The following is a 25867-nucleotide window of genomic DNA, read 5'->3' as shown; positions in this document are numbered from 1 at the left end:
AGCGGGGCCGACTCTAAAACAGAAGCTTTTGCTTGCGCAAGCGCTTGCTTAGCTGTTTTTGTGCTTGAAGAAACGTTTCACCAACGACTTTTGTGCGAAAGTCAGATTAGTGCGCACGCACAGTCCATCGCGCGCAGTGGTAGCCACAGCGCCGCCATTGGCCTTGGGACAGGAGGTTGGGTGCGATCAGCTTGCAGGGTGCGGGGCAGTCATGGCTGTTGGAGCGGTGCGCTAAGGCTCCTGCTCTTCGATGAGCGGCACCTGCGCATCATCCATCAGCGAGCCCGGGTCTTCGTTGCCGGGGTCGTTGAGTTCCTCTTCCGGTTCCTGCTCACGTTCATCCGACATGATCCACACCTCTATGAACCCGGGTTGTCCACCTGGATATAAAACGCATAGGCGCCCAGCAACAGCCAGAACACCATAAACAGCCACGGCGCACGCATTGAGAATAGCAGCGACTTGCGGTAGCCCTTGTGGGACGACTCGGTTTCGCAGAACAGCGGTGAATCGTCGTACGCAAGGCCCATCACCGGTTCACTGCGCAACAGCTCGCTTTGCTTGTAGTGCCAGTGGTCGATGATTTCATACGCCGCGCGAATCCCCGGCCAGGCGTTCAGCGAACTGAGAATGCCGAGCAAGACCAGGAACGCCGGCACCACCAGGGTGAACAACTTGCCCCACTCGGGGTTGAGGTTGCCCATGCCGGAGACGAAGGCGATGACCAGGAAGGATTGCGCGGTGAGGTAGGCGTCTGTGCGGTTGGCCAGGATCGTGGTTTCGTACTGGATCTCACGGCGGTAGAAGTCCAGGCGATCCTTGGGCGAGCCGAAGATCTTGGCGTTGTGTTCGCTGTGGTCGGTCAGGGCCGTTTCCGGGGAATGCGGCGAGATGATTCTGGGCACGGCGGTGCTCCGTGGGGAGGTCGAGTCCTGTTAGAAGAAGGGGCACCGGATGAAGTTCAAGTTTGTTCGCGCACCAAATCAGCGCAAAGCGCACCCTCCCCCTGTGCGAGCTGTTGCCCTTGTAGTGAGCGGGCTTGCCCCGCGCTGGGGGGCGAAGCCGCCCCAACAAGACCGCCGCGGTATTTCAGGAAGACCGCGGTGCCTGGGTTTGGGGCGGCTGCGCCCCCCAGCGCGGGGCAAGCCCGCTCACTACAGGTTGCGCGGGTTCGCAGTTTAGGGATTTAGAGGTTCCGGCACAGGCATTGCTTTAGTCATTGAACACTGCCCGCACACAGGAGCTTTCGTTACAACCCGACCCAGAGCCGACCCCATAAGAAAGTAAGGACCAGGCCCATTGGCACCTTCAGCCATGGGTTCATAAAAACATGCGTTTTTTTAAACGGCAGTGCCCCCCAAGCCCCACTCGGCACTGACAAGGTACTGGAATGGCTCGATCTTTCTTCGATGAAATGAATGACGCAAACGGCGCCTGCCGCGCGCACTATCAGGAATTCTCCCGCTGGTTGGCCAATACGCCACCGGAACTGCTGGCCCAGCGTCGCCGTGAAGCCGACTTGCTGTTCCACCGCGCCGGCATCACCTTCACCTTGTATGGCGACGAGCAAGATACCGAGCGCCTGATCCCCTTCGACATCATCCCGCGCAGCATCCCCGCCAGTGAGTGGCGCGTGATCGAACGTGGCTGCATCCAGCGCGTCACGGCGCTGAACATGTTCCTCGCCGACATCTACCACGACCGGCGCATCATCAAGGCCGGGATCATTCCCGCGGACCAGGTGCTGGGCAACGAGGGTTACCAGCAGGCCATGGTCGGCCTCGACCTGCACCGCGACATCTACTCGCACATCTCCGGCGTGGACCTGGTGCGCGATGGCGACGGCACCTATTACGTGCTCGAAGACAACCTGCGTACCCCCAGCGGCGTGAGCTACATGCTCGAAGACCGCAAGATGATGATGCGCCTGTTCCCCGAGGTGTTCGCCAAACAACGCATCGCGCCGGTGGACCACTACCCCAACCTGCTGCTCAAGACCCTCAAAAGCTCAAGCCGCCTGGACAACCCCAACGTCGTGGTACTCACCCCCGGGCGCTTCAACAGCGCGTTTTTCGAGCACGCCTTCCTTGCCCGGGAAATGGGCGTGGAGCTGGTGGAGGGCGCCGACCTGTTCGTGCACGACCTCAAGGTGTTCATGCGCACCACCGACGGCCCCAAAGCCGTGGATGTGATCTACCGCCGCATCGACGACGCGTTCCTCGACCCGCAGGCCTTCAACCCCGAGTCGATGCTCGGCGTGCCCGGCCTGGTCGCCGCCTACTGCGCCGGCAACGTGGTGTTGGCCAACGCCATCGGCACCGGCGTGGCCGATGACAAGTCGATCTACCCCTACGTGCCGGAGATGATCCGCTTCTACCTCGACGAAGAGCCGGTGCTGCAAAACGTGCCGACCTTCCAGTGCCGCAAACCCGACGAGTTGTCCCATGTACTGGCGCACCTGCCGGAACTGGTGGTCAAGGAAACCCAGGGCTCCGGCGGCTACGGCATGCTGGTCGGCCCGGCCTCCAGCGCGGCCGAGATCGAGGACTTCCGTCAACGCATCAAGGCGCGCCCCCACGCCTACATCGCCCAACCCACACTGAGCCTGTCCACCTGCCCGACCTTTGTCGAAAACGGCATCGCGCCCAGGCACATCGATCTGCGCCCGTTCGTGCTGTCGGGCAAGGAAACCCGCCTGGTGCCCGGCGGCCTCACACGTGTGGCACTGCGTGAAGGTTCGTTGATCGTCAACTCGTCGCAAGGCGGCGGAACCAAGGACACCTGGGTGGTGGAGGGCTGAGTATGTTGAGTAGAACCGCCGCAGATCTGTATTGGATGTCCCGTTACCTGGAGCGTGCCGAGAACCTGGCGCGCATGCTGGAAGTCAGTTACTCGTTGTCGTTGATGCCCCAGGCCGGACGCAGCGACGGTCTGGACGAACTGGCCATGTCGTTGCTCAGCAGCGGCACCCTGGACAGCTACCTTGAGCGCCACAAGCAACTGGATGCCGAGCGCATGCTGCACTTCTTCGCCCTCGACGAAGAAAACCCCGCCAGCATCTACAACTGCCTGCGCGCCGCCCGGGGCAACGCCCATGCGGTGCGCGGGCGCATCACCGCCGACATGTGGGAAAACCTCAACGCGACCTGGCTGGAAATGCGCAGCATCGCCGCCGGCGGCCTGGCGCGCCACGGCATCAGCCACTTCTGTGATTGGGTCAAGCAGCGTTCACACCTGTTCCGTGGCGCTACGTCGGGGACGATCATGCGCAACGATGCCTACCGGTTTATCCGCCTGGGCACCTTTGTCGAACGTGCCGACAACACCTTGCGCCTGCTGGATGCGCGCTACGAGATGTTTGGCGAAGAGTCGGAGGAAGTCAGCGACCTGTCCGCACGCGGCTACTACCAGTGGAGCGCCCTGCTCCGGGCGTTGTCGTCGTTCGAGGCGTACACCGAGCTGTACCCGAATGCGCTGAATGCGCGCTCGGTGTCGGAGTTGCTGCTGTTGCGCAGTGACGTGCCGAGGTCGCTGCATGCGTGTATCGAGGAGTTGAGTCATATCCTTGCGGACTTGCCTGGCAGTTATGGGCGTACGGCCCAGCGTCTGGCGGCGGAGTTCGAGGCGCGGCTGCGCTATACCGGGATTGATGAAATTCTTGAGGACGGCCTGCACAGCCGCCTGACGGACTTTATCGACACCGTGCGCGAACTGGCCCGGGCCATACACGCGTCTTACCTGGAAGTGGTCTAAACCACACTGAGGAACAACGATGTGGGAGTGGGCTATTGGGTTTTTACCAGCACCGGCTCAGCGCGGTACTGCTCGGGAAACAGCTTTTTCAACTGCGCCACCTTCGGCAGATCATTGATCACGATGTACGGGTAAGACGGGTTCTCGCTGAGAAAGTCCTGGTGATAGGCCTCCGCCGGGTAGAACGTCTTGCCCCTCTCGATTGTGGTCACGATGGGCTTATCAAACGCCTTCGCCGCATCCAGCTGCGTGATATACGCCTGGGCGACGTTCTGCTGCTCGGCATCCTGCGCAAAGATCGCCGAGCGGTACTGCGTGCCTGTATCCGGGCCCTGGCGGTTGAGTTCGGTGGGGTTGTGGGCCACCGAAAAGTAGATCTGCAGCAGCTTGCCGTAGCTGATCTTGCTCGGGTCAAACGTGACGGAGACCGCCTCGGCATGGCCAGTGTTGCCTGCGCTGACAGACTCGTACTGCGCCGTGCCTGCCGCGCCGCCGTCATACCCGGAGACCGCGTTTTTTACACCCTGCACATGCTGGAAAACCCCTTGCACACCCCAGAAGCAACCACCGGCGAAGACCGCCGTTTGCAGATCAACCGATGCCGGCAGGTCCAGGGCGGGCGGTGGGATGACGACAGCATCGTCAGAAGAACCAAAGGAGAACGCCTGGGCCTGGCTGATAAAGGCAGCCAAGGCCAATGCAGGTAGCCATCTGAGAACGTTCATAAAACTCACTCCAGAACACGGTCAACGGTGGGAGGCGGCTTGCTCGCTCCCACATTGATTGGGTTATCAGTTCATCAATCAGTTAGCCGAAGGTGAAGGCGTAGGCCGCTACGTTCGGGTCCAGAAACTCAATGCTGAAGGTGCGGTCCTGCACCGCTCCCGGCTGGCGCACCAGTTGGTACAGGCGCTGCTCGGTCACCACGCCACTGCCATCCGGGGCGACATCCGTGCCGTGGGCGTCACCGGGGGCCTTGCCGTCGATCGTGACCTTGAAGCGCACGGGCTTGCCATCTGCGCCGGGGGCCAGCACCAAATGCAAGTCACGGGCGTGGAAGCGGTAGACGATGCGCCCACCCGCCTGGTCCAGAGTGACTTGCTGGCCGCCTACGTTCCATTGGCCGTCCAGGGTCCAATTGTTCAACGCCAGGGGGCCGGACTTGACGAAGTGTTCGGCACGCTGCGCGCCCAGGTAGGTTTCCGGCGACTGCACGGTGTTCAGGTCCGGCGCCTGTTGCACGCCCTTGGCATCCACGTCGATCAAGCCGCCCGCGACGTTTTTCGCCCCGGCTTCGCGCAACAACTGCTGGATCACCCGCTCCGACTCGGCGTAGTCGCCCTCGCCAAAGTGGTGGTAACGGATCTGGCCGTTGGCGTCGGCAAAGTAATGTGCCGGCCAGTACTGGTTGTTGAACGCACGCCAGATCTTGTAGTTGTTGTCGATCGCCACCGGGTAGTTGATCCCCAGGTCCTTCATCGCCTGGGTGACGTTGTTCACGTCGCGCTCAAAGGCGAACTCCGGAGCATGTACACCGATCACCACCAGGCCCTGCTCGCGGTACTTGTCGGCCCAGGCTTTGACGTAGGGCAAGGTGCGCAGGCAGTTGATGCAGGAGTAGGTCCAGAAATCCACCAGCACCACTTTGCCCTTGAGCGCCTCGGCGCTCAGTGGCGGGCTGTTGAGCCATTGCACAGCGCCGTCCAGGGAGGGTAGCGCGCCTTCTATCGGCAGCGTGTCGCTGTGGTTGGCCGCCATCATCATCGCCCCGCCCTGGGGTTTCGCGCTCAGGCGATCCACCAGGTGTTGCTCCAGGCCGCCGGTGGAGGCCGTCGACAACCGCGCCAACACGCCGGTATCCAGGCCCAGGGCAATGGCTGCCACCCCGACGAGCATCAACGCGCCAAGGCCGCGGCGCAGCCATTCACCGGCACCGAGGGATTTTTTCATCAAGCCAAACACCTTACCGCCGACCAGCAACGCCAACGCCAGGGACGTGGCGGCACCGGCAGCGTAAGCCAGCAACAGCAAGGTAGTACCGATACTGGCGCCTTGCAGGGCGGCGCCGGTCAGCACCAGCCCGAGGATCGGCCCGGCGCACGGCGCCCAAAGCAGCCCGGTGGCCACGCCGATCAGGAACGACGCCCCCGGCCGTGGCCTGGCATCGGCCCCGGCTGCCTCGGATAAACGGCTGCCGGCGGCGACCAGCGGACGCGTCAGGCGCTCCGACAGCCGTGGCAGCAACAGCGTGAGCCCAAACAGCGCCACGCAGAGCAACGCGAGCCAGCGCCCGTATTGATTGACTTGCACCACCCAACCGCCGCCCACCGCCGCCAGCGAGGCCACCAGGGCGAACGTCACCGCCATCCCCGCCAACAGCGGCAAGCCACTGCGCAAAAACGGCTGCCCGGTGCGAGCGAAGACAAAAGGCAGAACCGGCAGGATGCACGGGCTGACGATTGTCAGCACGCCGCCCAGATATGCGAGAACCAGAAGCCACATTGATTGACCCTTAACAGAATGAACAAGTAGCCCCATCCTGCGCCCCGGTCGGTCGCGCAATCCTCACGCAGAGTTAAACAATTCGTGATAACTACACTGTGGCAAAAGCCGCACAATGCGCCGACTACAAGCCAAGGTTTCGCTTACATGGATCAGCCCAAACGTGTCCTGGTGGTTGAGGACGATGCCCATATCGCCGACTTGATCCTCCTGCACCTGCGCGATGAACAGTTCGAAGTGGTGCACAGTGCCGATGGCAACGAAGGCCTGCGCCTGCTGGAACAAGGCGGCTGGGATGCGTTGATCCTTGACCTGATGCTGCCCGGCGTCGACGGCCTGGAGATCTGCCGCCGTGCCCGCGCCATGACGCGCTACACCCCGATCATCATCACCAGTGCGCGCTCCAGCGAGCTGCACCGCATCCTCGGCGTGGAGCTGGGTGCCGACGATTACCTGGCTAAGCCGTTCTCGCTGCCCGAGCTGGTTGCCCGGGTCAAGGCGCTGCTGCGCCGGGTCGACGCCATGGCGCGCAACCTGAAAATGGATGCCGGCAGCCTCGACCTTGGGTCACTGTTCATCAACCCGCTGAGTCGCGAGGCCACTTTGCACGGCCAGCCCCTGGAGCTCACGCCGCGGGAATTTGACCTGCTGTATTTCTTTGCCCGCCAGCCGGGCAAGGTGTTCTCGCGCATGGACCTGCTCAACGCCGTGTGGGGCTACAACCATGAAGGCTACGAGCACACCGTGAACACCCATATCAACCGCCTGCGCGCCAAGGTCGAGGCCGACCCGGCCAACCCGGCGCGCATCCTCACGGTGTGGGGCCGTGGCTACAAGTTCGCCGAGAACGGCCCATGAAACTGACCCTGACCCAGCGCCTGTCGGTAGTGTTTGCCGTGTTGCTGCTGATCTGCAGCAGCACCTCGGCGTGGTTGCAGGTGCGCTCCAACCGCATGCACGAGCTGGAAGTGGTGCAAGGCGTGTCCCGCGACCTGGCGGCGCATATTGCCCGTGACACGCAGTTGATGGATGCCGACGGCCTCAAGCCCGATGCGGTGCGCAACCTGTTCGGCCAACTGATGCTGGTGAACCCGAGTGTCGAGGTGTATTTGCTCGACATCGAGGGTCGCGTGGTCGGCAATGCGGCGCCGAGCGGCCACCTGCTGCGCGACCGGGTCGACCTCGCGCCAATCCGCCGTTTCCTTAGCGGCGCCATGTTGCCGATCCTCGGCGACGACCCGCGCAGCGTCGACGGGCGCAAGGTGTTCAGCGCGGCGCCGCTCAAGGCCAACGGCACGCAAACCGGCTTTCTGTATGTGGTGCTGCTCGGCGAGGCCCACGATGTGTTCGATGCCAAGGACGCCACCGGCATGGCGCTGAAGATTGCGCTGTGGTGCATCGGCCTGGTCGCGCTGCTGTGTCTGTTGGCGGGCCTGCTGGCGTTTGCCTGGATCACCCGGCCATTGCGCCAGCTCACCGACAAGGTTGGCCGATTCGACATCAATGGCGCCCCCAAACCAGCGGAAAACATCGCGCCCACCTCTGACAGCGGCGATGAAATCGCCGTGCTCGACCACGCCTTCATGCAGATGGAAAACCGCCTCGGCGAACAGTGGCGTGCCCTCACCCGCCAGGAACAGGAACGCCGGGAGATGGTTGCGAACATCTCCCACGACCTGCGCACGCCCCTGGCTTCGTTGCACGGCTATCTGGAAACCCTGTCCCTCAAGGACGCGACCTTGAGCGCCGAGGAACGCCGGCGCTACCTCGGGATTGCCCTGGACCAGAGCCGCAAAGTCGGCGGCCTGGCCCAATCGCTGCTGGAACTGGTGCGCCTGGAACATGGTTTTGTCCAGCCGGTGCTCGAAGGCTTCTCGCTGCCGGACCTGGTGCAGGACATCTTCCAGAAGTTCGAATTGAGCGCCGAAGCGCGCGGTATCAGCCTCATCGCCAGCCTGCCGGCGCAGGTGCCAGCAGTAATGGCCGACCTCGGGTTGATCGAGCGCGTACTGACCAACCTGCTGGACAACGCCTTGCGGCACACCCCGGTCAATGGCGACGTCGAAGTGCTGTTGGCTGTCGAGGCCGACAGCGTCAGCGTGACCGTCAGCGACAGCGGCCCGGGCATCGATGCCGAGCTGCATGAAGGCTTGTTCCTGCGTGCCTTCACCATTGGCGGCGCACGGCGCGATGGCGGCCTGGGCTTGCGCATCGTGCACCGCATCCTGCAATTGCACGGGCGCAGCATTCGCCTGGTGGAGCGGCCCGGCCGCGGGGCGACGTTTACTTTTTCCCTAGAAAGGCGAGCATCAGTTCGTTGACCTGCTGGCCCTGCTCGTTCTGAATCCAGTGGCCGCAGTTGGGCAGCACGTGCTGCTCAAGGTCCGGCACACAATCGGGCATGCGCTTGAGGGTGTGCGCTTCAAACACGCCGACCGGGTCGCGGTCGCCGATCAGGAACAGTGTGGGCTGGAGCACCTGGCGGCCGGCGAGGCATTCGGTGCGCTGCCAGTTGCGCGTGAAGTTGCGATACCAGTTCAGCGGGCCGCGAAAGCCGTGTTCGGTGAAGGTTTGCACGTACACGTCAAGATCCTCGCGGGAACACCATGACGGCAAGGCGCCAGGCATACCGACGCCTTCAAGCAAGCGCGCAGTGGCCGGTTTGTGTTGCAGGAACACGTCCTGGTCCTGCATGAACAGGCGCAGCGTGCGTTCGATGTCGGCGTTCAGTTCCTGCTCGGCTACGCCGGGTTCCTGGAAGTACAGGATGTAATTGAAACGCTCGGCATACAGCTCAGCCATGATGTCAATTACCGGCCGGCGCGCTCGCCCGGCGAACGGCACCGACAGCGTGATCAGCCGCGTGACGCGTTCGGGCTCCAGCAACGCCAGGTGCCAGGCCACCACCGCGCCCCAGTCGTGGCCGACCATCACCACCTCGGTGTGGCCGAAATGATCCATGGCCTGCTGGATGTCGGCGCACAGGGTCAGCAGGTCGTAGTCGGCCACCTCGGCGGGCGCGCCGGATTGGCCGTAGCCGCGCATCTCAGGCGCAAACACCCGATAACCCGCCGCCGCCAGCGCCGGGATCTGCGCGCGCCAGGAATGCCAGCATTCCGGGAAACCGTGCAGCAGCCAGATCGGCTGGCCGTGTTCGGGACCGCTGATGTGCACGCTTAACTCAATAGCGTTGACGCAGAGGATTTGCTGGCGCATGGGCAAGGCCTGGCTGAAGGTTTGGCCTAGCCTGGGGGATTGGCGGCGACAGTGCCAGCATCATTGACGACGGGAATAACTCACTCCACCGCCCACCAGCGCGGCAACAACTGGCGCACCCGCTCCTCGCCGAAGCGGTCGTCGATCAACATCACCACGCCCTCGTCCTGCTGGCCACGGATCACCCGCCCGGCGGCCTGCACCACCTTTTGTAGCCCAGGGTACAAATACGTGTAGTCGTAACCGGCGCCAAAGATCGTGGCCATGCGCTGCTTGATCTGTTCGTTGACCGGGTTCAGTTGCGGCAGGCCCAGGGTAGCGATAAACGCACCGATCAGGCGCGCACCGGGCAAGTCGATACCCTCACCAAACGCACCGCCAAGCACGGCAAAGCCGATGCCCTGGCTGTGTTCGGTGAACTGCTCGAGAAATGCCTGGCGCTCGGCCTCGGCCATACCGCGCGATTGCAGCCACAGCGGGATCTGCGGGTGGCGTTCGGCGAGTAATTGCGCGACCTGTTGCAGGTAGTCAAAGCTGGAAAAGAACGCCAGGTAGTTGCCCGGCCGCTGCGCGAACTGCGTGGCGATCAGCGCGACGATGGGTTCCAGCGAGGCGTGGCGGTGCACGAAGCGCGTGGAGATCTGATCGACGATGCGCACCTTGAGCTGCGCGGCCTTGAACGGCGACTCCACGTCGATCCACGCGGTGTCCGCCGGCAGTCCCAGCAGGTCGGCGTAGTAGTGGCGCGGACTCAGGGTCGCGGAAAACAGCACACTGCTGCGCGCCGCGGTGAGCCGTGGGCGAATGAACTCGGCGGGTACCACGTTGCGCAGGCACAGGGTCGAGCTGCTGCGCTTGCCGCTGTGTTGGCGTTTGCTGATGTCAAAAATGAACTGTTCATTGAACAGCTCGGCGACCTTGGCAAATTGCAATGCGTCGAAGTAGAAGGTTTGCAACTCGCCGCTGAGGGCTTGCGGGTGGTCGTTGAAATAGTCACCCATGGCGCTGGTACACAGGCCCAGGGCGTGCAGAAATTTGTCTGGACGGCTCGCGTAGGCCTGGTAGGGCGCGAGCTGGTCCTTGTGCAGCGCATTCCATTCGCGGTTCAGGCGTTGCAGGGGTTTGTTCAGCGGCTCGGGCGCACTGTCGCGCAGGGTCTTGAGGTGGTATTGGTCAAGGCTGGCGCTGTACATCGAGCGGGCGCGCTCCACCAGGTTGTGCGCTTCGTCCACCAGCACCGCCGCCCGCCACTGGTTGAGCTGGGCCAGGCCGAACAGCATGGCGCCAAAGTCGAAATAGTAGTTGTAGTCGGCGACGATCAGGTCAGCCCAGCGCGCCATTTCCTGGCTCAGGTAATACGGGCACACGTCGTGGGCCAGGGCCACCTCGCGCAGGTTGCGCTGATCCAGCTGGCGCACCTGCGAAGCGGCACTGCGGGCAGCGGGCAGGCGGTCGTAGAAGCCTTTGGCCAATGGGCATGAATCGCCGTGGCAGGCTTTGTCCGGGTGTTCGCAGGCCTTGTCGCGGGCGACCAGTTCCAGCACGCGCAAGGGCAAGTCCGGGTGGCTGCGGTGCAGCACATCGGCGGCGTCGAGGGCGAGCTTGCGCCCCGGAGTCTTGGCGGTGAGGAAGAACAGCTTGTCCAGTTGCTGCGGCGCCAAGGCCTTGAGCAGCGGGAAGATCGTGCCGATGGTCTTGCCGATGCCCGTGGGGGCCTGGGCCATCAGGCAGCGGCCGGTGGTGACGGCCTTAAAGACCGTCTCGGCAAGTGAGCGTTGGCCTGTGCGAAACCCGGCGTGCGGAAACCCCAGGGTTTGCGCGGCGCTGTTGCGGGCGGCGCGGTGCTGCATTTCCTGCTGGGCCCAGCCGAGGAACAGCGCGCACTGGGCGTTGAAGAAGGTCTCCAGTTCGGTGGCGGTATAACGTTGGTGCAGTAACGTTTCGCCCTCGCCGACAATGTCGAAGTACACCAGCGCCAGGTCGATGTCCGTCAACCCAAGCTTCTGGCACATCAGCCAGCCATACACCTTGACCTGGGCCCAGTGCAGTTGCCGGTGGTTGGCAGGCTGGGCATCGAGGTCGCCGCGATAGGTCTTCACTTCCTCCAGGCGGTTGGCGTCCGGGTCGTAGCCGTCCGCCCTGCCCCGCACCGTGAGCTGCTGGTACTCGCCCTCCAGGGCGACTTCATGCTGGTAATGCGCGTTGCGCCGCGAGGCGACGGTGCGATGGCCGACGATACCTTCCTGGGCGCTGGGCGACGGCGTGAAGCGTAGGTCGAGGTCGCCGACCTTGGCCGTGAACTCACACAGCGCCCGCACTGCCACGTTGTAGCTCAAACCGACGGCTCCGCCCAGCGCACGTAGCAGACGGTGACCGGCATCTGGTGTTCGGCGCAGAACTCCAGCCAGCGCAACTGGTTGTCCTGCAGGCGGTCGCCGGGGCCTTTGACTTCGATCATGCGATAGGTGTTTTGCGCGGGCCAGAACTGGATCAGATCCGGCATCCCGGCGCGGTTGGCACGGATGTCCAGCAGCAGGCGCTCGAACCAGTGGCGCAAATGCGCGGCGGGAAAGCACGCCAAGGCCTGTTCCAGCAGTTCTTCGTTGAGCAGGTTCCAGAACACGAACGGCGACTGGATGCCCCACTTTTCCTGGTAGCGCTGGCGGATCGTGGCCTTGTAGCGCTGGTCCTGCAGTTGCGCGAAACAGGCTGCGAACAAGTCGGCACGGCGCTGATGGAAGTCTTCGCTGTGCAGGTCCGCCGGCCCGCGTTGGAACGGGTGGAAAAACGAGCCCGGCAGCGGCGCGAAGATCGCGTCCCAGCACAGCAGGCCAAACAGCGAGTTGATCAGGCCGTTCTCGACGTAATGCACCGGCGCGTCGGGCTCGTTCAGGTGTGCCTGTACGCTGGCTTCCACCGACTCCAGAGCCTGCGGCAGTGCCAGGTCCAGGCGCGTGACCTCGCGTGGCTTGAGCCTGGGCAGCGCCGGTTCGCCCAACTTGCGCCGCAGACGTGGCAGCACGCGCAACAGGTGCTGTTGCTCGGCGGCACTTTCCGGGGTTTGTTGCGCGGCACTCGCCAGGGCCATGGCCTGGGCGTAGTCCTCCTGGCGTTCCAGCACGCGGATCAGTCGCGCACGCGCGCCAGGGTAGGCGCAGGTGCGGTAGATCTGTGCCGCCAGCGCCAGCTCAGCCAGGCGTTCACAATGCTGCCCGAGCAGAAACAACAGCTTGGCCCGACGCCGTTCCAACCAGGGGTTGTCGGTATTGAGGGCGGTGATGCGCGTGCGTATGTCCTCGATCGGCTCACCGGCCTCGAAGGCTTGCTGGCAGCCATGCAGGAACAGGAAGCCCTGCACGTCATCACGGCTGCGCAAACCGCGGGATTCGGCGCAGATCTCGACTTTTTCATAGGTGTAGATGCCCAGGTCCGCCAGCACGAATTCGGACCAGTCCTGATACAGGTTGCCGAAGAACATCAGGCGCAGGCGGTCACACAGGTCCATCACCGTGAGGCTGTACAGCGTGTCGGGCAGCGCGGGGCACCACTGGGCAAAGCTGCGGCTCTCGGGGAACTGCGCCACCAGGCCTGCCAGCCACTCGACTTTGTTGGCCTTGGGCTGGTCGATCCACGGTTTGAAGGCATTGAGGATCTCGCCTTTTTGCAGCAAGGCGAACAGCTCTTCAAACGCCAGCGGTTGCTGGTCGTTTACCCACCCCAACTGCAACAGCGGCTGCGCGGCGGCGTGGGTGCAACCGATTTCCAGATAATTGAGCTTGCCCGCACGAAAATGCACGCCCTTGCGCATGACCATGCGCACCAACAAGGCCTGGGACGCCTGGGGCAAGCTGTCAAATTGCTGAATGAACTGCGTTTCGTCAGGGTCGAGCAGGTCGGCATAGCGTTGCCCCAGCCATTGCAGGACCTGACGGAAGTTTTGCAGGTAATAGAGCGGGTCTTCGAGGGGGTTGGCCATGGCACATAGAGGTCAAATACTGGTTATGCATACAGAGTGCCGTCGCAAACGGCTTGTTGCAATCGGTAATAGATAAATGGCTCACGCAACTTTTTGTATAAAAGTGATCTGATGGGGAAGTCGATGGCGTAAAATTTGTCGCCCGCAGCCTCTGGCGTGGGACTTTTCAAGGTTAAAGGTAAGGGTTATGAACATGAAGAATTTGGGTCTTCCCCTGGTTGCACTCACTTTTCTGGTATTGGCCGGTTGCGCGACGCAAACCGTAGTGACGCTGCAAAACGGCACGCAGTATTTGACCCAGGACCTGCCAAAAACCAACACCGCCGACGGTTTCTATGAGTTCACTGACATCGCCGGCAAGCGCGTGCGGGTGAAGGCTGCGGATGTGGCCACAGTCATCAAGGAAAAGTAATTCTCCGGCGCCAACCGCGAATATTTGCGGAGCGGGCTTGTGTGGGAGCGGGCTTGCTCGCGAAGGCAGTCGGTCAGTTGGTATATATGGCGACTGACACGCCGCCTTCGCGAGCAAGCCCGCTCCCACAGTTTCAAGGCATTCCAGCTTTAGCTGATCACCATCCCCTCTCCCGTCCAGCCGCTCACGCCGACCAGCGTGACCGAATCCGCACCCACACTGATCAGCGTGTCCCCACCCTGCTCCCGGTATTGCACACTGCCCTGCACCTCCTTGAACAGCAGCGTGTCCGTCGCCTGATAGCCGATCACCCGGTCATGGCCAAACTGCCCGCTGAACAGAAAGGTATTGTGCCCACTGCTGTCGCGAATCGTGTCATTGCCCTTGCCCCCCTCGATAAAGTCCGCGCCCTTGCCGCCCTGGATCAGGTCGTTGCCGTCGCTGCCAATGATGAAGGTATTGCCCTTGTGCGGTTCGGCGTTGCGGTTGAGGTCCTGCACCCAGGTGGTGGCGCGTGCCGGGTCGGATAGGTTGGCGACGATGACCGTGGAATCACGGGTCATCTGCTCGTAGAAGCCCGATTCAACGACCCGTGTCAGCCCGTCGCCATACCCGGTGGGCAGATGGGAGATCCAGGTCGGCAGGTTGGTGATGGAAAACGGCAACACATTCCACAGGGTCGAGGCGTAGTGGTCGTTGAAGCTGACGATATTGTCGGTGCTCGACTCATGGGGCTTGTCATGCACGCCGAGGGACGACAGGTTGAACGATGAGCCGTCCAGCGCGCGGAACACCGGGTCATTTTCGTAGCCGATATTGAGCACCTTGTCGCCGCTGCTTTGGGTCGGCGAGGCGTAGGCTACGTAATTGGCGTCCTTGTAGAACCCTGACCACTGACTGCCGCTCAAGTCGGCCATGCTGTTGACCGCCAGGCCGCCCAGGCTATGACCGCTGACCAGCACATCGGCGCCGTGCAGGCCATGGGCACTGGCGTAGTCGGCAACATTTTTGAGCAGCCCGCCAAATGCCTCACCGGCGTAGTTCTTCGCATAATCCTTGGGCCCCAACGCGGCCAGCAGGTCACTGACCAAATCGCCGATGGAGTCGCTGATCAGGCTTTCCCGTGGCCCGGACGTACCGCGAAAGCCGATGCCGATTTCGAGCAATTTGCCCGCGTCATCGTACTTGCCCAGCACCTCGACTTGCGCCGTGGTGTAGCCGGCCTTTTCCCCAAAGAATGTGCCACGCGCATCAACCTTGCCGGCGTAGCCCAGGGCGCTGGCGCTGATGGGCGTCCAGCCGGCCTTTTGCACGGCATCCAGGGCGGCCTTTTCCGAATCCGGGTTCCACGGGATGCCTGGAATCACCCCCTGGGAATCGCTGCCACCGAGCAGCGCGCCGACCAAAGTGGCGGGCAAACCCCAGCCCAGGCCGTTGTGCTGGTAACCCACGGCAAAGCCGTTATCCAGGTTGTGATAGCTGTACAAGGTGATTGCCATGGCGTCGGCGAACAACGCCTTGGAACCCTCGGGTCCGAGGTTTTTGTAATCGAAGATACCCATGCTGATGCCTCTTTTTGTTGTTGGAATGCGCGAGATCGGCGGTCACCGTGGCGCCGGCCCAAACGCCTCATCCACCTTGGCCAGGTCGGTGTCACGCAGGTTGCCGGCGTAGTAATGCAATTTGGTCCAGGCCATCAGGTAGTCGTAGCGCGCCTGGGCCAGGTCGCGGCGGGTGCTGTAGAGCTGCTGCTCGGCGTTGAGTGCGTCGAGGTTGACCCGCTCGCCACCGAGGATGCTTTGCTTCGTCGACACCACCAGCGCTTCGGCCGAGACCAGGGCCTTCTGGTACGCACGTAATTTGCTCACCCCCGACAGGCACGCACTGAACTGGCGCCGCAGCTCGATCAGGGTTTCGCGGGTCTTGCCCTCCAGTTCGTACTCGGCCTGCTCCATGGCGCGGCTGGCCTGGCGGGTGGAGGCGGCAATACCGCCACCGGCATACAGCGGCAGGCTGACTTCAATGCCAATGGTGTTGGTGTCGTAGCGCTGGTTGTAGGTATTGCCGCTGTCGGACTCCTGCTGGCGCGAACTGGCATACGCCGTGACTTTGGGCAAATGCCCGGCGCGGTTGCGTTCCACTTCATAACGCGCCACTTCCAGGGCCTGGCGCTGGGAGGCCAGCGTCGGGTTGTTGCTGACAGCCAGCGCATGCCAGGTGTCGTAGTTGGCCGGGCTCAGGGTGAACGCGGCGAAGCCTTGGTTCAGCGGCGCCAGGTCGTTGATGTTGACGCTTGGCACACCGATCAACGCGCCCAGTTCGCGCAAGGACGCGTCCTGCTCATCCAACGCCTGGATCTCTTCGGCGCTGGCCAACTCGTAACGGGACTCGGCTTCGAGAATGTCCGTGCGCGTGCCCTCACCCCGCTCGAACAAGTGGCGGTTTTGCTGGAACTGCTGCTCGAAGGCCTTCTTCTTGGCCCGGGCAATGTCGATCTGGTCCTGTGCGAACAACGCCTGGGTGTAGTAGGACAACACCCGCACCAGCAACGCCTGGCTCTTGTCGCGAAAACTCTCGTCGGCAAACAGTGCCTGGGCCACGCCCTTGCGGTAGTTGGCATAGGCTTCGTAGTCGAACAGCGGCTGTTGCAGGCTGAACGTGGAGCCGTAGCTGTTGTAGTTGCGGTCATCGTGATAGTTGCCGCCACGGCCATCGGGCAAGGTGGCCTGGGAGTTGTTGCGCCCCTTGTTGTAGTTGTACGACAGCTTGGGCAGCAGGCCGGCACGGCCGATGGTGCGATTCTCCAGGCCGGCGTCGCGCTCCTTGATGGCGCCGAGGAACACCGGGTCGTTGCGCAGGGCCTGCTCGTACACGTCGAACGGGCCCATGGCGGCGTGGGCAGTGGTACAACTGAGCAGCAAGGCGATAAACACCGCTTTCATGTTTATTCCTCGGTCAATGCGGAGCCGGCGCGATCCAGCAGCGGCTTGAACAGGTAATTGAGCAGCGAACGCTCGCCGGTACGCACGAACATTTCGGCGGGCATGCCAGGCTTGATCACCAGGCCGTGGAGTTTCTCCAGCGCCAGCTCGCTGACCGTGGTGCGCAGCACGTAATAAGGCGCGCCGGTCTTTTCATCGAGCATCTGGTCGGCCGAAATCAGGCTGACCTGCCCGGGCACCCGTGGCGTGCGGCTCTGGTTGAAGGCGGTGAACAGAATGTCGACCGGCAGTTGCGTGCCAACCTTGTCCACCAGATGCACCGGCAAGCGCCCTTCGACTTCCAGGCGTGTGCCCTGGGGCACGATCTCCAGTAGGGTTTCACCGGCGCGCACCACTGCGCCGACGGTGTGCACGCTGAGGTTGACTGCAATCCCATCGGCCGGCGCGTTGATCTGGCTGTGTTGCAGGTCGAACCCGGCGGACGTCAACTGCTGCTCCAGGGTCAGGCTGCGCAGTTGCGCGTCGGCCAGTTGGCTACGTACCTCTTTCTGGTATTCCTCGCCGTGCTGCTGCAATTTCAGACGCGATTCTAGGATGCCCTGCTCGACCCGGCCGCTTTCGCCGCTGTTTTGCGCCAGGTCCTGTTGCACCTGGGACAGTTGGCGCTGGTACTCCAACAAGCGGTTGCGCGGGATGTAGCCGTTGTCGGCCAGGGGTTGCAGGTTGGCCAGCTGATCGCGCAGGGATTGGGCCTGGGCCGTCAGGTCACTGCGCGCACGGCGCATGCCGCCCAGCTGCGCGGTGGCACCCTCGATGTTGGCGCGAATCCCGGCCTGCTCGCGGGCAAAGGCTTCGCGGCGGCTGCTGAACAGTTGGCGCTGGCCTTCCAAGACCAAGGCCAGGGCCGGGTCGGGATTGCTGCTCAGTTCGGCCGGAAAAACGATGCCGGGGCGGTTATCGCGCTCGCTCTGCCAGCGCGCCACGCTGGCCCAGGCCATGCGGTATTGGGCTTGCAGCGATTGCACGTCAGCCTGGTGTTGGGTCTGGTCGAGACGAAACAGCGGCTGGCCTTGTTTGACCGCCTCGCCCTCACGCACCAGAATCGCGCCGACCACGCCGGGGCTGAGGGTTTGCACGGCCTTGCGCTTGCCCGACACCACCACCGTGCCCTGCACCGGAATGCCCTGGTCCAGCGGCGCCAGGCTGGCCCAAAGGAAAAAACCGCCGGCGCCGAGCACTGTCAGCAACCAGCCCATGCGCACAAAAAAGCCGGCGTCGTGTTGTTCGTGGATCATGCTGGCATCCTCTCTTGAGGCGGTTGTTCACGCTGCCCGGACAACGCCCGCAGCACTTCCTGGCTGGGTCCGAACACTTGCAGCTGGCCGTCGTTGAGCACCAGCAGCTTGTCGGCCTGGGCCAATGCCGCCGAGCGATGGGTGACCAGTACCACGCTGCTGCCCTGGGCCTTCATCTGCACGATGGCGCTGGCCAGAGCCGCTTCGCCCTGGGTGTCGAGGTTGGAGTTGGGCTCATCCAGCACAATCAGCCGCGGCCCGCCGTACAACGCGCGGGCCAGGGCCACCCGTTGCTTCTGGCCGCCGGACAGCCCGCCGCCGTTGTCGCCCAGTACGGTGTCGTAGCCTTGGGGCAGGCGCAGGATCAGTTCATGTACCCCGGCTTGTTGCGCGGCTTTGACCACGAGCTGAGGGTCGGCCTGGCGAAAACGCGCGATGTTGTCGGCAATGCTGCCGCTGAACAGCTCGATGTCCTGGGGCAGGTAGCCGATGTGCGGGCCGAGGTCATCGCGGTCCCAGCGGTGGATGTCGGCGCCATCCAGGCGCACCGTGCCCGCCAGGGTCGGCCACACGCCCACCAGCACCCGGGCCAGGGTGGATTTGCCGGAGCCCGAGGCGCCCAGCACACCCAGCACCTCCCCAGCGCCAAGGTTGAAACTGACGTGGTGCAGCGTCGCCACACGCCGCCCCGGCGGGCCAGCGCTGACCTGTTCGAAACTGACCTGGCCGTTGGGCGCCGGCAACTTCATCGGCTCGACGGCCTCCGGGCTCTCGCGCAGCAACGCATCCAGGCGCTGGTAGGCCAACTTGGCCGAACTCCACTGTTTCCACACCGCAATCAACTGGTCGATGGGACTGAGCACCCGTCCCATCAGGATGGAACCGGCGATCATCATCCCGGCGGTCATGTCGCCCTTGATCACCAGCCAAGCGCCAAGCCCCAGCACCAACGATTGCAGGCACAGGCGCAGGGATTTGCTCAGGGAAGTGATTACCGCACCGGTGTCACTGGCCCGATTCTGCAGGCCGAGAAATTGCGTATGCACGGCAAACCAGCGCTGACGCAACGCGCCGAGCATGCCCATGGCCTGGATAGTCCCGGCATTGTGCAAATGGCTGGTGGCCAGTTGCGTGGATTGCTGCGAGTAACCGCTGGCCTCGCCCAACGGCTTTTTGGTCAGGTATTCGTTGAGGCACGCCAAGCCGATCAGCAACAGCGCACCGGCCGTGGCCAACACGCCAAGCCAGACGTTGAACAGGAAAATCACCAGCAGATAGATGGGAAACCACGGCGCATCAAAAAACGCGAACAACGCGGGGCCGGTGATGAATTGGCGGATCTGGGTCAAGTCGCCAAGGGATTGCCCGGCGTGCCCCTGGCCGCGGTGCAGGTTGCGTTCAAACGCGGCCTTGTAGACGCGCAAGTTGAAACGCCGCTCCAATTGGCTGCCGATGCGGATCACGATAAAACTGCGGATCGCCTCCAGTGTGCCAATAAACACAAAGAAGCCCACGACCATCAGTGTCAACATCACCAGGGTGGTTTCATTCTGGGAGGACAGCACGCGGTCATACACTTGCAACATGTAAATCGACGGCACCAGCATCAACAGGTTAATCAATGCCGTGAAACAGCCAACGCTGATCAAGAGGTTCTTGTATTCACCCAGCGCTTTGAATAAAGGCGGTGTGGCCATGTCTTCCGATCTCACTTGAACCAAACAATAAGCAATAGTTGCCCGCACCCCGAATAACGGAGCGGCCAACTAATAAAATCAAGTTATAGGCTTATAACCAACAACTAAGGGATGCGCTGCAACAGCACTTCGGTGCCTTGGGCGGTGCGACCTTTATATTCACCCTCTTTCTGTCGGTTCAAATGGGTAATCCCGGTGCCGTCGGCATTCATCAGCCAGATACCGTCCGGGGTCGGCAGCCAGGTCTTCGGATGGTCGCCCAGCCACTGCGCGGCGCATTCAACGTCGCCAGCCACGGCATTGGCGGCGACCACCAGGTCCAACGCACACACCTGGTCCTGCTGGTGCAACTGCCAGTGTCCGGCCAATTGGGCGCTGCTGGGTAAAACAAGACTGCTCGCCATCACGTGGGCTCCTGCCGATACGAACGTCGCCAGCAATACGCGGGCGATAAAGGGGGTAAAACGCTGCATCTTGCTTATGCTCCATGGGCAAAGCGCGGCGCCGAAACGCCGCGCTCCTGCATCACGCCACGATGTCGCTGACGGCCGCCTGGCCAACGGTGGTGACGAGGAAATCCGCCACGCCGTGCCCGGAGAAGTCTACCGCCAAGGTGCCCAGGTTGCTGCCAGAAGCGTAGGACAGCACCGCGTCGCCGGCATGCCCGGTAAACGCGTTGACGAAGGTCAGGCCTGCGCCTTTGGTGATACCGGACAGGTCGATCTTGTCCGAACCCGAGGTGAAGTCAAAGATCTTGTCCGCCGCCCCCGGCCTGGAGTCGGAGCTGGCACCGAACACAAAGGTGTCGTTGCCCGCACCGCCCCACAGTTGGTCGGCACCGCCGCCGCCGTAGATGATGTCGTTGCCGGCACCGCCCTTGATCACGTTGGCCGCGTTGTTGCCGATGATCAGATCGTTGCCGGCGCCACCGAAGGCATTCTCCACGGTCACGCCCTTGGCGATGGAGACGTTGCCCACCAGGCCGCCAACGTCGGAGAACGAGGCTTCATTGAGGTTGATCTTCTGGTTCTGGGTGAAACCGGAGAAGTCCAGGGTGTCGTTGCCGCCACCGTCCCATACCGAGAACACCAGCTTGTCGGCGTTGGAAGTGGCGCTGAGGAAGTCACGCCCGGTGTTGGAGTTGAAACCGTAGGTGGTGTCGCCGGCGCGCGTGTTGTAGTTGGCGCCGTAGAGCTTCTGGATCGCGGCGATGTCGTCGATCAGCGGGCCGGAAGCGTAGGCTTCGACGCCGCCTTTGCTGAAGTTCTGGTTGGTATTGCTCTCGCTCCAGTAACTCATGACGCTGTAGCCGCGCGTGTCCTGTCCGTAGGACGCGTCGTTGTAGGTCGGTGCGCCTTCGCCGGCGTTGTAGTCGCCGGGATGCGCCAGGCCCAGGGTGTGGCCGATTTCGTGGGTCAGGGTCTGCCGGCCATAGTTATTCAGGTCCGGGGTCTTGTTTGGCGTGTAGCTGCTGTTGGTCAAGTACCACGAGGTGCCGTCGTAGCCTGCGCCGGTGCCGGGCAGGTAGGCGAACGCCGCCGCGCCGTCCTGGCCGCCGCTGTAGTTGCCGAAGGTCATGTGGGCATCGCCGCCGCTGGCCTTCTCGGTGAACGTGACGTTGGCCACATCCGCCCAGGACTGCATGGCCAGGGCGGCCTGTGCTTTCTGCTGGGCGCTGAACTGGCTGAAGCCGGAGATGCCATGTTTGTTCATGGTGCTCGACGACGCCGAGGTCAGGAAGGTGTAGGTCAGGTCGATCTTGCCGTTGCCGTCAACGTCCCGGTACGCCGCACCGTCGCGCAGCAGCTGGGTGGCGGCCTGGTCGACGGAGTAGGACGGTTTGCCATTGACCGTGAGGTTGCCACCACGGTCATACAGATGGCTGAAGCTATCGATTTGCGAGTAAGCGGTGCTGGCTTGCGCCGCCGACACGATAGCCTTGTCTTTTACTTTTGACATAAACGTACTTCCTTGTTTGCAAGTGCATCAGTCTTTGATCGATAGGAACCCCGCGGGCGAGATCGTCCTATCACTCGCCTCTTTTGAAGGCGTAAGAAAACTGACACAACTTGAAATCTTTCGTCTACATCTATTTCCGGGGCAAAAAAGTACCCGGTAATTAGCGCCAGTAAGTTGCACTCCGTATTTGTTGGTCGGCGCTGATTTTGTCCGACAAAAAACACACCGCACTTATTTAATTATTAAATAGGGCTAAAGCCGCCAACGTTTGGCGGCCGCTTAGTTAATGGATCCAATATATTGGCATGGTGTCATTAACGACATTAAACAGCCACTACTTGAACTAAAAGTTGCAGTTGTCCCGGATTACCGGGGCATACTCCAGCCGGTTTTATCCAATGCCGCCAATAGGGTTTCAGCGTGCAGGCCCGGCACCAGCACGCCGTCGTCGGTGTGCATGTCTTCGCCGGCCAGGATCGCGTTGATGATCGCCTCTTCCACGGCCTCTGCCGCCGCGCTGAACAGCGGCGAAATGTGATCGTTGTTGAGCATCTGCAACGACGTGCTCAGCGGCAGATCCTGGCGGCCGTAGTCAGCGGGCGGCAGGTCAGCGTTGCCAGTGGCAAACGCCAGGAACAGGTCGCCGCTGGAATCCTCGGTGCCGCCGCCGGTGCGCGCAATGCCGATGGACGCACGTTGCGCCAGGCGCTGGCATTGGTGCGGCAGCAACGGCGCATCGGTGGCGATGATCACCACGATCGAGCCCATGCCTGGCGTGCCGCGCTCGGCGAAGGGCGACGGGATTTGCAGCAACTGGCGGCCCACTGGGTAGCCATCGACCCGCAGTTCCTGGCGCTTGCCGTGGTTGGCCTGGACCAGCACGCCGACGGTCCAACCGCCCTGCTCTGCCGACAAGCGCCGCGACGCGGTACCGATGCCGCCCTTGAACTCATGGCAGATCATCCCGGTGCCGCCGCCCACCGCCCCCTCTTGCACCGGGCCGGTTTCAGCGCACTCCAGGGCCTGGCGCACATGCTCGGGCCCGACGTGCTGGCCCCAGATGTCGTTGAGCAAGCCGTCGTAGGTCTCCATCACCACCGGCATGCACCAATACACTGCCGGGTCCGCCAGGCGCTCGCGCTCCAGGGCGATCAGGCTGTCGCGCACTACGCCAATACTGTGGGTGTTGGTGATCGCCAGCGGCGTAGTCAGCAGCCCCGCTTCACGAATCCATTCCAGGCCCGTGGCATCGCCATTGCCGTTGAGCACGTGATACCCGGCAAAACACGGCTGCTGGCGGGCCTCGCCGGCGCGTGGCTGCACCACCGTCACGCCGGTGCGCACCTGTTTGCCGTCGACGCGGGTCTTGAGCGTACTGTGGCCAACCCGCACCCCCGGTACATCGGTGATGGCATTCAATGCGCCGGGTGTGCCCAGCCCCAACGTAATGCCCAATTGACGTGCACGCATAACCACTCCTTACAATTTCTGGAACGCCGGACTCAACCGGCCACTGATGCAATACAGAATCACCGACACAGCCAGCAAGCCGGCGATGATCATCACGTCGCGCACCGATGCCGCCGCGACCAGGGTCGCCAGCAGATACCCGGCGCCCAGCACGGCGAGCAATGCCGGCAAAGGCCAGAGCGGCATGCGGTAAGGGTGTTCACGATCACGCAGCAACACCCGGCTCATCAACGCGCTCAACGCGACCACCAGGTACACCAGCATGATCAGCAGCACGCTGAACGAAGTGAGGTCGGCGAGGTTCGAGCTGAAACTCAGCAGTGCCGACGGAATCGCCAGGAACAGCGTAGCCAGCCACGGCGAATCCCAGCGCGGGTGAATGCGCGTAAACAGTGTGTTGATCCGCGGCGTCCACAGCGCATCGCGCCCGCTGCTGAAGACCACGCGGCCGATCTGGATCACGATGGCGACAATGGCGTTGAACACCGACAGGAAAATCCCCGCACTGACCAGCCGCGACAAGGTTTCATTGCCATGACTGGTCAGCAGGTAGCCGATGGGGTCCGGGCTGCTGATCATCGCACTCAGGGACGGCGCGCCGATCAGCAACGCGGTGATCGGCACCAGCTCGATCACGACCACCAGGCCCAGTGACCACAACACCGCCTTGTGCACGCCCTTGCCGCCGCATTTCATGTCTTCGGCCAGCAGCACCGCCGGGCCGTAGCCGTTGAATGAGAACAGGCCGATGCCCACCGCGCCGATCACCAAGGCCCAGGGCGCCAGGTGCAGCACGCCGTTTTCGACGATCTGCGGCTGGAACAGCACGCTGGCCGGCTGCATCGGGTTGCCGAAGCCGATAAACACGATCACCAGCAACGCGGCGACTTCCAGCAACAGGCAGGTGCCGGTGATCCAGGCGTTGAGCTTGATATTGAGGATGCCCAGGGCGTAACTGCACACCACGATGACCAGGGCGACGGTTTGTGAGTCGAATTTGGTACCCAGGGCGTTGTTCAAGTACGTCGCCGCGCCGGTGGCCAGCACCGGCGGGATAAACAGCAGCATTACCAATACCGTCAGGAACGTCGCGTAGCCCGCCATGCCGCCGAACACCCGCTTGGCATACACGTATTCGCCACCGGCGCTGTTGTGGGCACGGCCCAGTTCGGCGTAGCAGAAGGCAAACATCAGGGCGAGCAAAGCGGCCATCACGAATGCGAGGAACACGCCGCTACCCGCTTGCTGGATGGCAAACGGGGCGATCACAAACACGGAGCTGGCGGGCGTGACCGCCGAGACGGTAATGGCGACTACATCGAACACACTCAGCGTGGGCTTGAGCACGCCGTCTGGCGCGGGGGAAGCACTCATATCGTTATCCTCTGTGGTTGTTTTTGGTGTGAGGCAGAAACGAAAAATGGTGATTTATTGGGATATGTTTCCCGTTCAATGATGCCGACGTTATCGCTTGGGCCGTTGTCGGCCAATTCCCCTATTGGCGTACTCCCCTTGACGACACCCGGCAAAAGCCGAACCCTTGGCCGATCTTCTGCCCGTGGGAACCTGTGATATGAGCCTGTTCAGGGAAGTCGGCATGCACGCCGCACTGGGCCGCACGGTCGCGCACATCGGCACCGAGCGTTTCTGGAAACAGCTGGTGCTGTTGCTGCACCAATGCCTGCCATTCGATAACGCCCTGGCGATTTTCTACCCCAACGATGGCGCGCCCCAGGCCCTGGAGGAATACGACGCGCAGCCGAGCAGCAAGCCGGCGTCGATGCTGGTGTACCTCAATGGCTTGTATTTGCTCGACCCGTTTTTCCAGGCCTGTCGCGAGGGATTCAGCAGCGGCGTGTACCGCCTGGAAGAAGTCGCGCCGGATCATTTCCGCCAGAGTGAGTACTTCCTCAACTACTTTCACGACAACGTGCTGGAGGATGAGGTGCAGTTCATCCTGCAAGTGCCGGGCGCAGGAACGTTGTCCCTGTCATTGGGCATGCAGCGCCGATTCAGCGTTGAAGAAACCGGGCTGATGACCCTGCTGGCGGCGTGGGTGTTGCCGTTGATGCAGCAACATTGGCAGCAGAGCACACAGCGCGCGGCGCCGGCCATGGATAGCCAGATCCGCGATGCGTTGAGTCATTTTGGCAGCGGCGTGCTGTCGGAGCGCGAACTGGAAATCGCGCGCCTGGTACTGCGTGGGTTTTCGTCCAAGGCCATGGCCGAGCGCCTGAATATCTCGCCGGATACGGTAAAGGTGCACCGGCGACACTTGTACGCGAAGCTGGATATTTCGTCACAGCCGGAGCTGTTTTCGTTGTTTATCCAGTCGTTGGGGCATGATCTGGAAAACCCCTGAATCCGCGACTGCACAGAATCCAAGTGTGGGGTTTGCGTGGGGGATTCCATGGTTGAGGCGCAACCTCTCTACCAGCAGTGCCGCCGCCTTCGCAGCCTCGCTAAAGCTCGACAGCTCCCACAGGGGACTAGCAGTGCCTGGGCGATCTCCAGCCGAACACTCACTCCCCATCAACACCAATCACCTGTGGGAGCGGGCTTGCCCGCGAAAGCTGTGGTTCAGGCAACACCTCCACCAGCAGTGCCGCCGCCTTCGCAGCCTCGCTAGGGCTCGGCAGCTCCCA

General features: G+C 62.5%; 20 protein-coding genes. 6 read left to right on the top strand and 14 right to left on the bottom strand.

The features are described from left to right. Positions 1 to 359 precede the first annotated feature (359 nt). A complete protein-coding gene (locus PSH81_RS12990) occupies positions 360 to 905 on the bottom strand; it encodes a hypothetical protein (protein WP_192300115.1) in 546 nt (181 codons plus the stop codon). Positions 906 to 1390: 485 nt separating this feature from the next. Between PSH81_RS12990 and PSH81_RS12985 the strand changes: the two genes are divergently transcribed. Both PSH81_RS12985 and PSH81_RS12980 read left to right on the top strand, forming a co-directional pair. Beyond that, positions 1391 to 2800, top strand: a complete 1410-nt coding sequence (locus tag PSH81_RS12985) for a circularly permuted type 2 ATP-grasp protein (protein ID WP_192300116.1) — start codon at positions 1391 to 1393, stop codon at positions 2798 to 2800. A gap of 2 nt (positions 2801 to 2802) precedes the next feature. Further along, the gene (locus tag PSH81_RS12980; protein ID WP_226457597.1) at positions 2803 to 3753 is read left to right on the top strand and encodes an alpha-E domain-containing protein; all 951 of its coding nucleotides are present in this window, start codon (positions 2803 to 2805) and stop codon (positions 3751 to 3753) included. Between the two features lie 32 nt (positions 3754 to 3785). Here PSH81_RS12980 and msrA read toward each other — a convergent pair whose 3' ends face one another. Together msrA and PSH81_RS12970 are read right to left on the bottom strand one after the other, a co-directional pair. Then, positions 3786 to 4478: a peptide-methionine (S)-S-oxide reductase MsrA gene (gene msrA / locus PSH81_RS12975; RefSeq protein ID WP_226457598.1), complete on the bottom strand. Its 693-nt coding sequence runs from the start codon at positions 4476 to 4478 to the stop codon at positions 3786 to 3788. Between the two features lie 82 nt (positions 4479 to 4560). Further along, positions 4561 to 6255, bottom strand: a complete 1695-nt coding sequence (locus PSH81_RS12970; protein ID WP_305392709.1) for a cytochrome c biogenesis protein DipZ — start codon at positions 6253 to 6255, stop codon at positions 4561 to 4563. A gap of 147 nt (positions 6256 to 6402) precedes the next feature. Here PSH81_RS12970 and PSH81_RS12965 point away from each other — a divergent pair, with 147 nt between their 5' ends. Continuing rightward, the gene (locus PSH81_RS12965; protein ID WP_305392708.1) at positions 6403 to 7113 is read left to right on the top strand and encodes a response regulator transcription factor; all 711 of its coding nucleotides are present in this window, start codon (positions 6403 to 6405) and stop codon (positions 7111 to 7113) included. Next, positions 7110 to 8576 (top strand): HAMP domain-containing sensor histidine kinase, encoded by a 1467-nt coding sequence (locus PSH81_RS12960; protein ID WP_226457601.1) that lies wholly within the window; start codon positions 7110 to 7112, stop codon positions 8574 to 8576. The genes PSH81_RS12965 and PSH81_RS12960 overlap by 4 nt, the downstream gene beginning before the upstream one ends. Here the strand turns inward: PSH81_RS12960 and PSH81_RS12955 are convergent. The 3 genes from PSH81_RS12955 to PSH81_RS12945 all read right to left on the bottom strand — a co-directional run bounded on the left by PSH81_RS12955 (position 8539) and on the right by PSH81_RS12945 (position 13447). After that, positions 8539 to 9471 (bottom strand): alpha/beta fold hydrolase, encoded by a 933-nt coding sequence (locus PSH81_RS12955; RefSeq protein ID WP_305392707.1) that lies wholly within the window; start codon positions 9469 to 9471, stop codon positions 8539 to 8541. The two genes, PSH81_RS12960 and PSH81_RS12955, sit on opposite strands and share 38 nt — an antisense overlap. Before the next feature lie 80 nt (positions 9472 to 9551). Then, a complete protein-coding gene (locus PSH81_RS12950; protein ID WP_305392706.1) occupies positions 9552 to 11807 on the bottom strand; it encodes an ATP-dependent DNA helicase in 2256 nt (751 codons plus the stop codon). Then, complete coding sequence (locus tag PSH81_RS12945) at positions 11804 to 13447, bottom strand: VRR-NUC domain-containing protein (RefSeq protein ID WP_305392705.1); 1644 nt, start codon at positions 13445 to 13447, stop codon at positions 11804 to 11806. The genes PSH81_RS12950 and PSH81_RS12945 overlap by 4 nt, the downstream gene beginning before the upstream one ends. A 187-nt stretch (positions 13448 to 13634) precedes the next feature. Here PSH81_RS12945 and PSH81_RS12940 point away from each other — a divergent pair, with 187 nt between their 5' ends. Beyond that, complete coding sequence (locus PSH81_RS12940) at positions 13635 to 13859, top strand: YgdI/YgdR family lipoprotein (protein ID WP_192300125.1); 225 nt, start codon at positions 13635 to 13637, stop codon at positions 13857 to 13859. 149 nt (positions 13860 to 14008) lie between these two features. On the opposite strand, the gene PSH81_RS12935 is transcribed toward PSH81_RS12940, so the two are convergent. The 8 genes from PSH81_RS12935 to PSH81_RS12900 all read right to left on the bottom strand — a co-directional run bounded on the left by PSH81_RS12935 (position 14009) and on the right by PSH81_RS12900 (position 24596). Next, complete coding sequence (locus tag PSH81_RS12935) at positions 14009 to 15421, bottom strand: lipase (RefSeq protein WP_305392704.1); 1413 nt, start codon at positions 15419 to 15421, stop codon at positions 14009 to 14011. Between the two features lie 42 nt (positions 15422 to 15463). Then, positions 15464 to 16801: a TolC family outer membrane protein gene (locus PSH81_RS12930; RefSeq protein WP_305392703.1), complete on the bottom strand. Its 1338-nt coding sequence runs from the start codon at positions 16799 to 16801 to the stop codon at positions 15464 to 15466. A gap of 2 nt (positions 16802 to 16803) precedes the next feature. Further along, entirely contained in the window at positions 16804 to 18096 is a 1293-nt protein-coding gene (locus PSH81_RS12925; protein WP_305392702.1) for an HlyD family type I secretion periplasmic adaptor subunit, read from the bottom strand. Next, a complete protein-coding gene (locus PSH81_RS12920) occupies positions 18093 to 19793 on the bottom strand; it encodes a type I secretion system permease/ATPase (protein WP_305392701.1) in 1701 nt (566 codons plus the stop codon). The genes PSH81_RS12925 and PSH81_RS12920 overlap by 4 nt, the downstream gene beginning before the upstream one ends. A gap of 104 nt (positions 19794 to 19897) precedes the next feature. Beyond that, entirely contained in the window at positions 19898 to 20266 is a 369-nt protein-coding gene (locus PSH81_RS12915) for an AprI/Inh family metalloprotease inhibitor (RefSeq protein WP_226457608.1), read from the bottom strand. A 52-nt stretch (positions 20267 to 20318) separates the two neighbouring features. Further along, positions 20319 to 21752, bottom strand: a complete 1434-nt coding sequence (locus PSH81_RS12910; protein WP_192300131.1) for a serralysin family metalloprotease — start codon at positions 21750 to 21752, stop codon at positions 20319 to 20321. A 366-nt stretch (positions 21753 to 22118) separates the two neighbouring features. Then, positions 22119 to 23222, bottom strand: a complete 1104-nt coding sequence (locus PSH81_RS12905; protein ID WP_192300132.1) for a P1 family peptidase — start codon at positions 23220 to 23222, stop codon at positions 22119 to 22121. A 9-nt stretch (positions 23223 to 23231) separates the two neighbouring features. Beyond that, a complete protein-coding gene (locus tag PSH81_RS12900; protein WP_192300133.1) occupies positions 23232 to 24596 on the bottom strand; it encodes an APC family permease in 1365 nt (454 codons plus the stop codon). A 199-nt stretch (positions 24597 to 24795) separates the two neighbouring features. On the opposite strand from PSH81_RS12900, the gene PSH81_RS12895 reads away from it, so the two are divergent. Then, complete coding sequence (locus tag PSH81_RS12895) at positions 24796 to 25584, top strand: helix-turn-helix transcriptional regulator (protein ID WP_192300134.1); 789 nt, start codon at positions 24796 to 24798, stop codon at positions 25582 to 25584. Positions 25585 to 25867: the final 283 nt, after the last annotated feature.

Origin of the sequence: Pseudomonas sp. FP2335, assembly GCF_030687535.1 — a bacterium.
Classification (GTDB): domain Bacteria; phylum Pseudomonadota; class Gammaproteobacteria; order Pseudomonadales; family Pseudomonadaceae; genus Aquipseudomonas.
This window is presented reverse-complemented; position numbering and strand designations above follow the sequence as displayed.

Bases quoted from the DNA above. Each gene is read 5' to 3' on its own strand.
- PSH81_RS12910 (WP_192300131.1), bottom strand. From the start codon at position 21,752: ATGTCAAAAGTAAAAGACAAGGCTATCGTGTCGGCGGCGCAAGCCAGC.
- PSH81_RS12965 (WP_305392708.1), top strand. From the start codon at position 6,403: ATGGATCAGCCCAAACGTGTCCTGGTGGTTGAGGACGATGCCCATATC.
- PSH81_RS12970 (WP_305392709.1), bottom strand. From the start codon at position 6,255: ATGTGGCTTCTGGTTCTCGCATATCTGGGCGGCGTGCTGACAATCGTC.
- PSH81_RS12905 (WP_192300132.1), bottom strand. From the start codon at position 23,222: ATGCGTGCACGTCAATTGGGCATTACGTTGGGGCTGGGCACACCCGGC.
- PSH81_RS12980 (WP_226457597.1), top strand. From the start codon at position 2,803: ATGTTGAGTAGAACCGCCGCAGATCTGTATTGGATGTCCCGTTACCTG.
- msrA (WP_226457598.1), bottom strand. From the start codon at position 4,478: ATGAACGTTCTCAGATGGCTACCTGCATTGGCCTTGGCTGCCTTTATC.
- PSH81_RS12985 (WP_192300116.1), top strand. From the start codon at position 1,391: ATGGCTCGATCTTTCTTCGATGAAATGAATGACGCAAACGGCGCCTGC.
- PSH81_RS12930 (WP_305392703.1), bottom strand. From the start codon at position 16,801: ATGAAAGCGGTGTTTATCGCCTTGCTGCTCAGTTGTACCACTGCCCAC.
- PSH81_RS12925 (WP_305392702.1), bottom strand. From the start codon at position 18,096: ATGATCCACGAACAACACGACGCCGGCTTTTTTGTGCGCATGGGCTGG.
- PSH81_RS12920 (WP_305392701.1), bottom strand. From the start codon at position 19,793: ATGGCCACACCGCCTTTATTCAAAGCGCTGGGTGAATACAAGAACCTC.
- PSH81_RS12960 (WP_226457601.1), top strand. From the start codon at position 7,110: ATGAAACTGACCCTGACCCAGCGCCTGTCGGTAGTGTTTGCCGTGTTG.
- PSH81_RS12895 (WP_192300134.1), top strand. From the start codon at position 24,796: ATGAGCCTGTTCAGGGAAGTCGGCATGCACGCCGCACTGGGCCGCACG.
- PSH81_RS12915 (WP_226457608.1), bottom strand. From the start codon at position 20,266: ATGCAGCGTTTTACCCCCTTTATCGCCCGCGTATTGCTGGCGACGTTC.
- PSH81_RS12935 (WP_305392704.1), bottom strand. From the start codon at position 15,421: ATGGGTATCTTCGATTACAAAAACCTCGGACCCGAGGGTTCCAAGGCG.
- PSH81_RS12945 (WP_305392705.1), bottom strand. From the start codon at position 13,447: ATGGCCAACCCCCTCGAAGACCCGCTCTATTACCTGCAAAACTTCCGT.
- PSH81_RS12940 (WP_192300125.1), top strand. From the start codon at position 13,635: ATGAACATGAAGAATTTGGGTCTTCCCCTGGTTGCACTCACTTTTCTG.
- PSH81_RS12955 (WP_305392707.1), bottom strand. From the start codon at position 9,471: ATGCGCCAGCAAATCCTCTGCGTCAACGCTATTGAGTTAAGCGTGCAC.
- PSH81_RS12900 (WP_192300133.1), bottom strand. From the start codon at position 24,596: ATGAGTGCTTCCCCCGCGCCAGACGGCGTGCTCAAGCCCACGCTGAGT.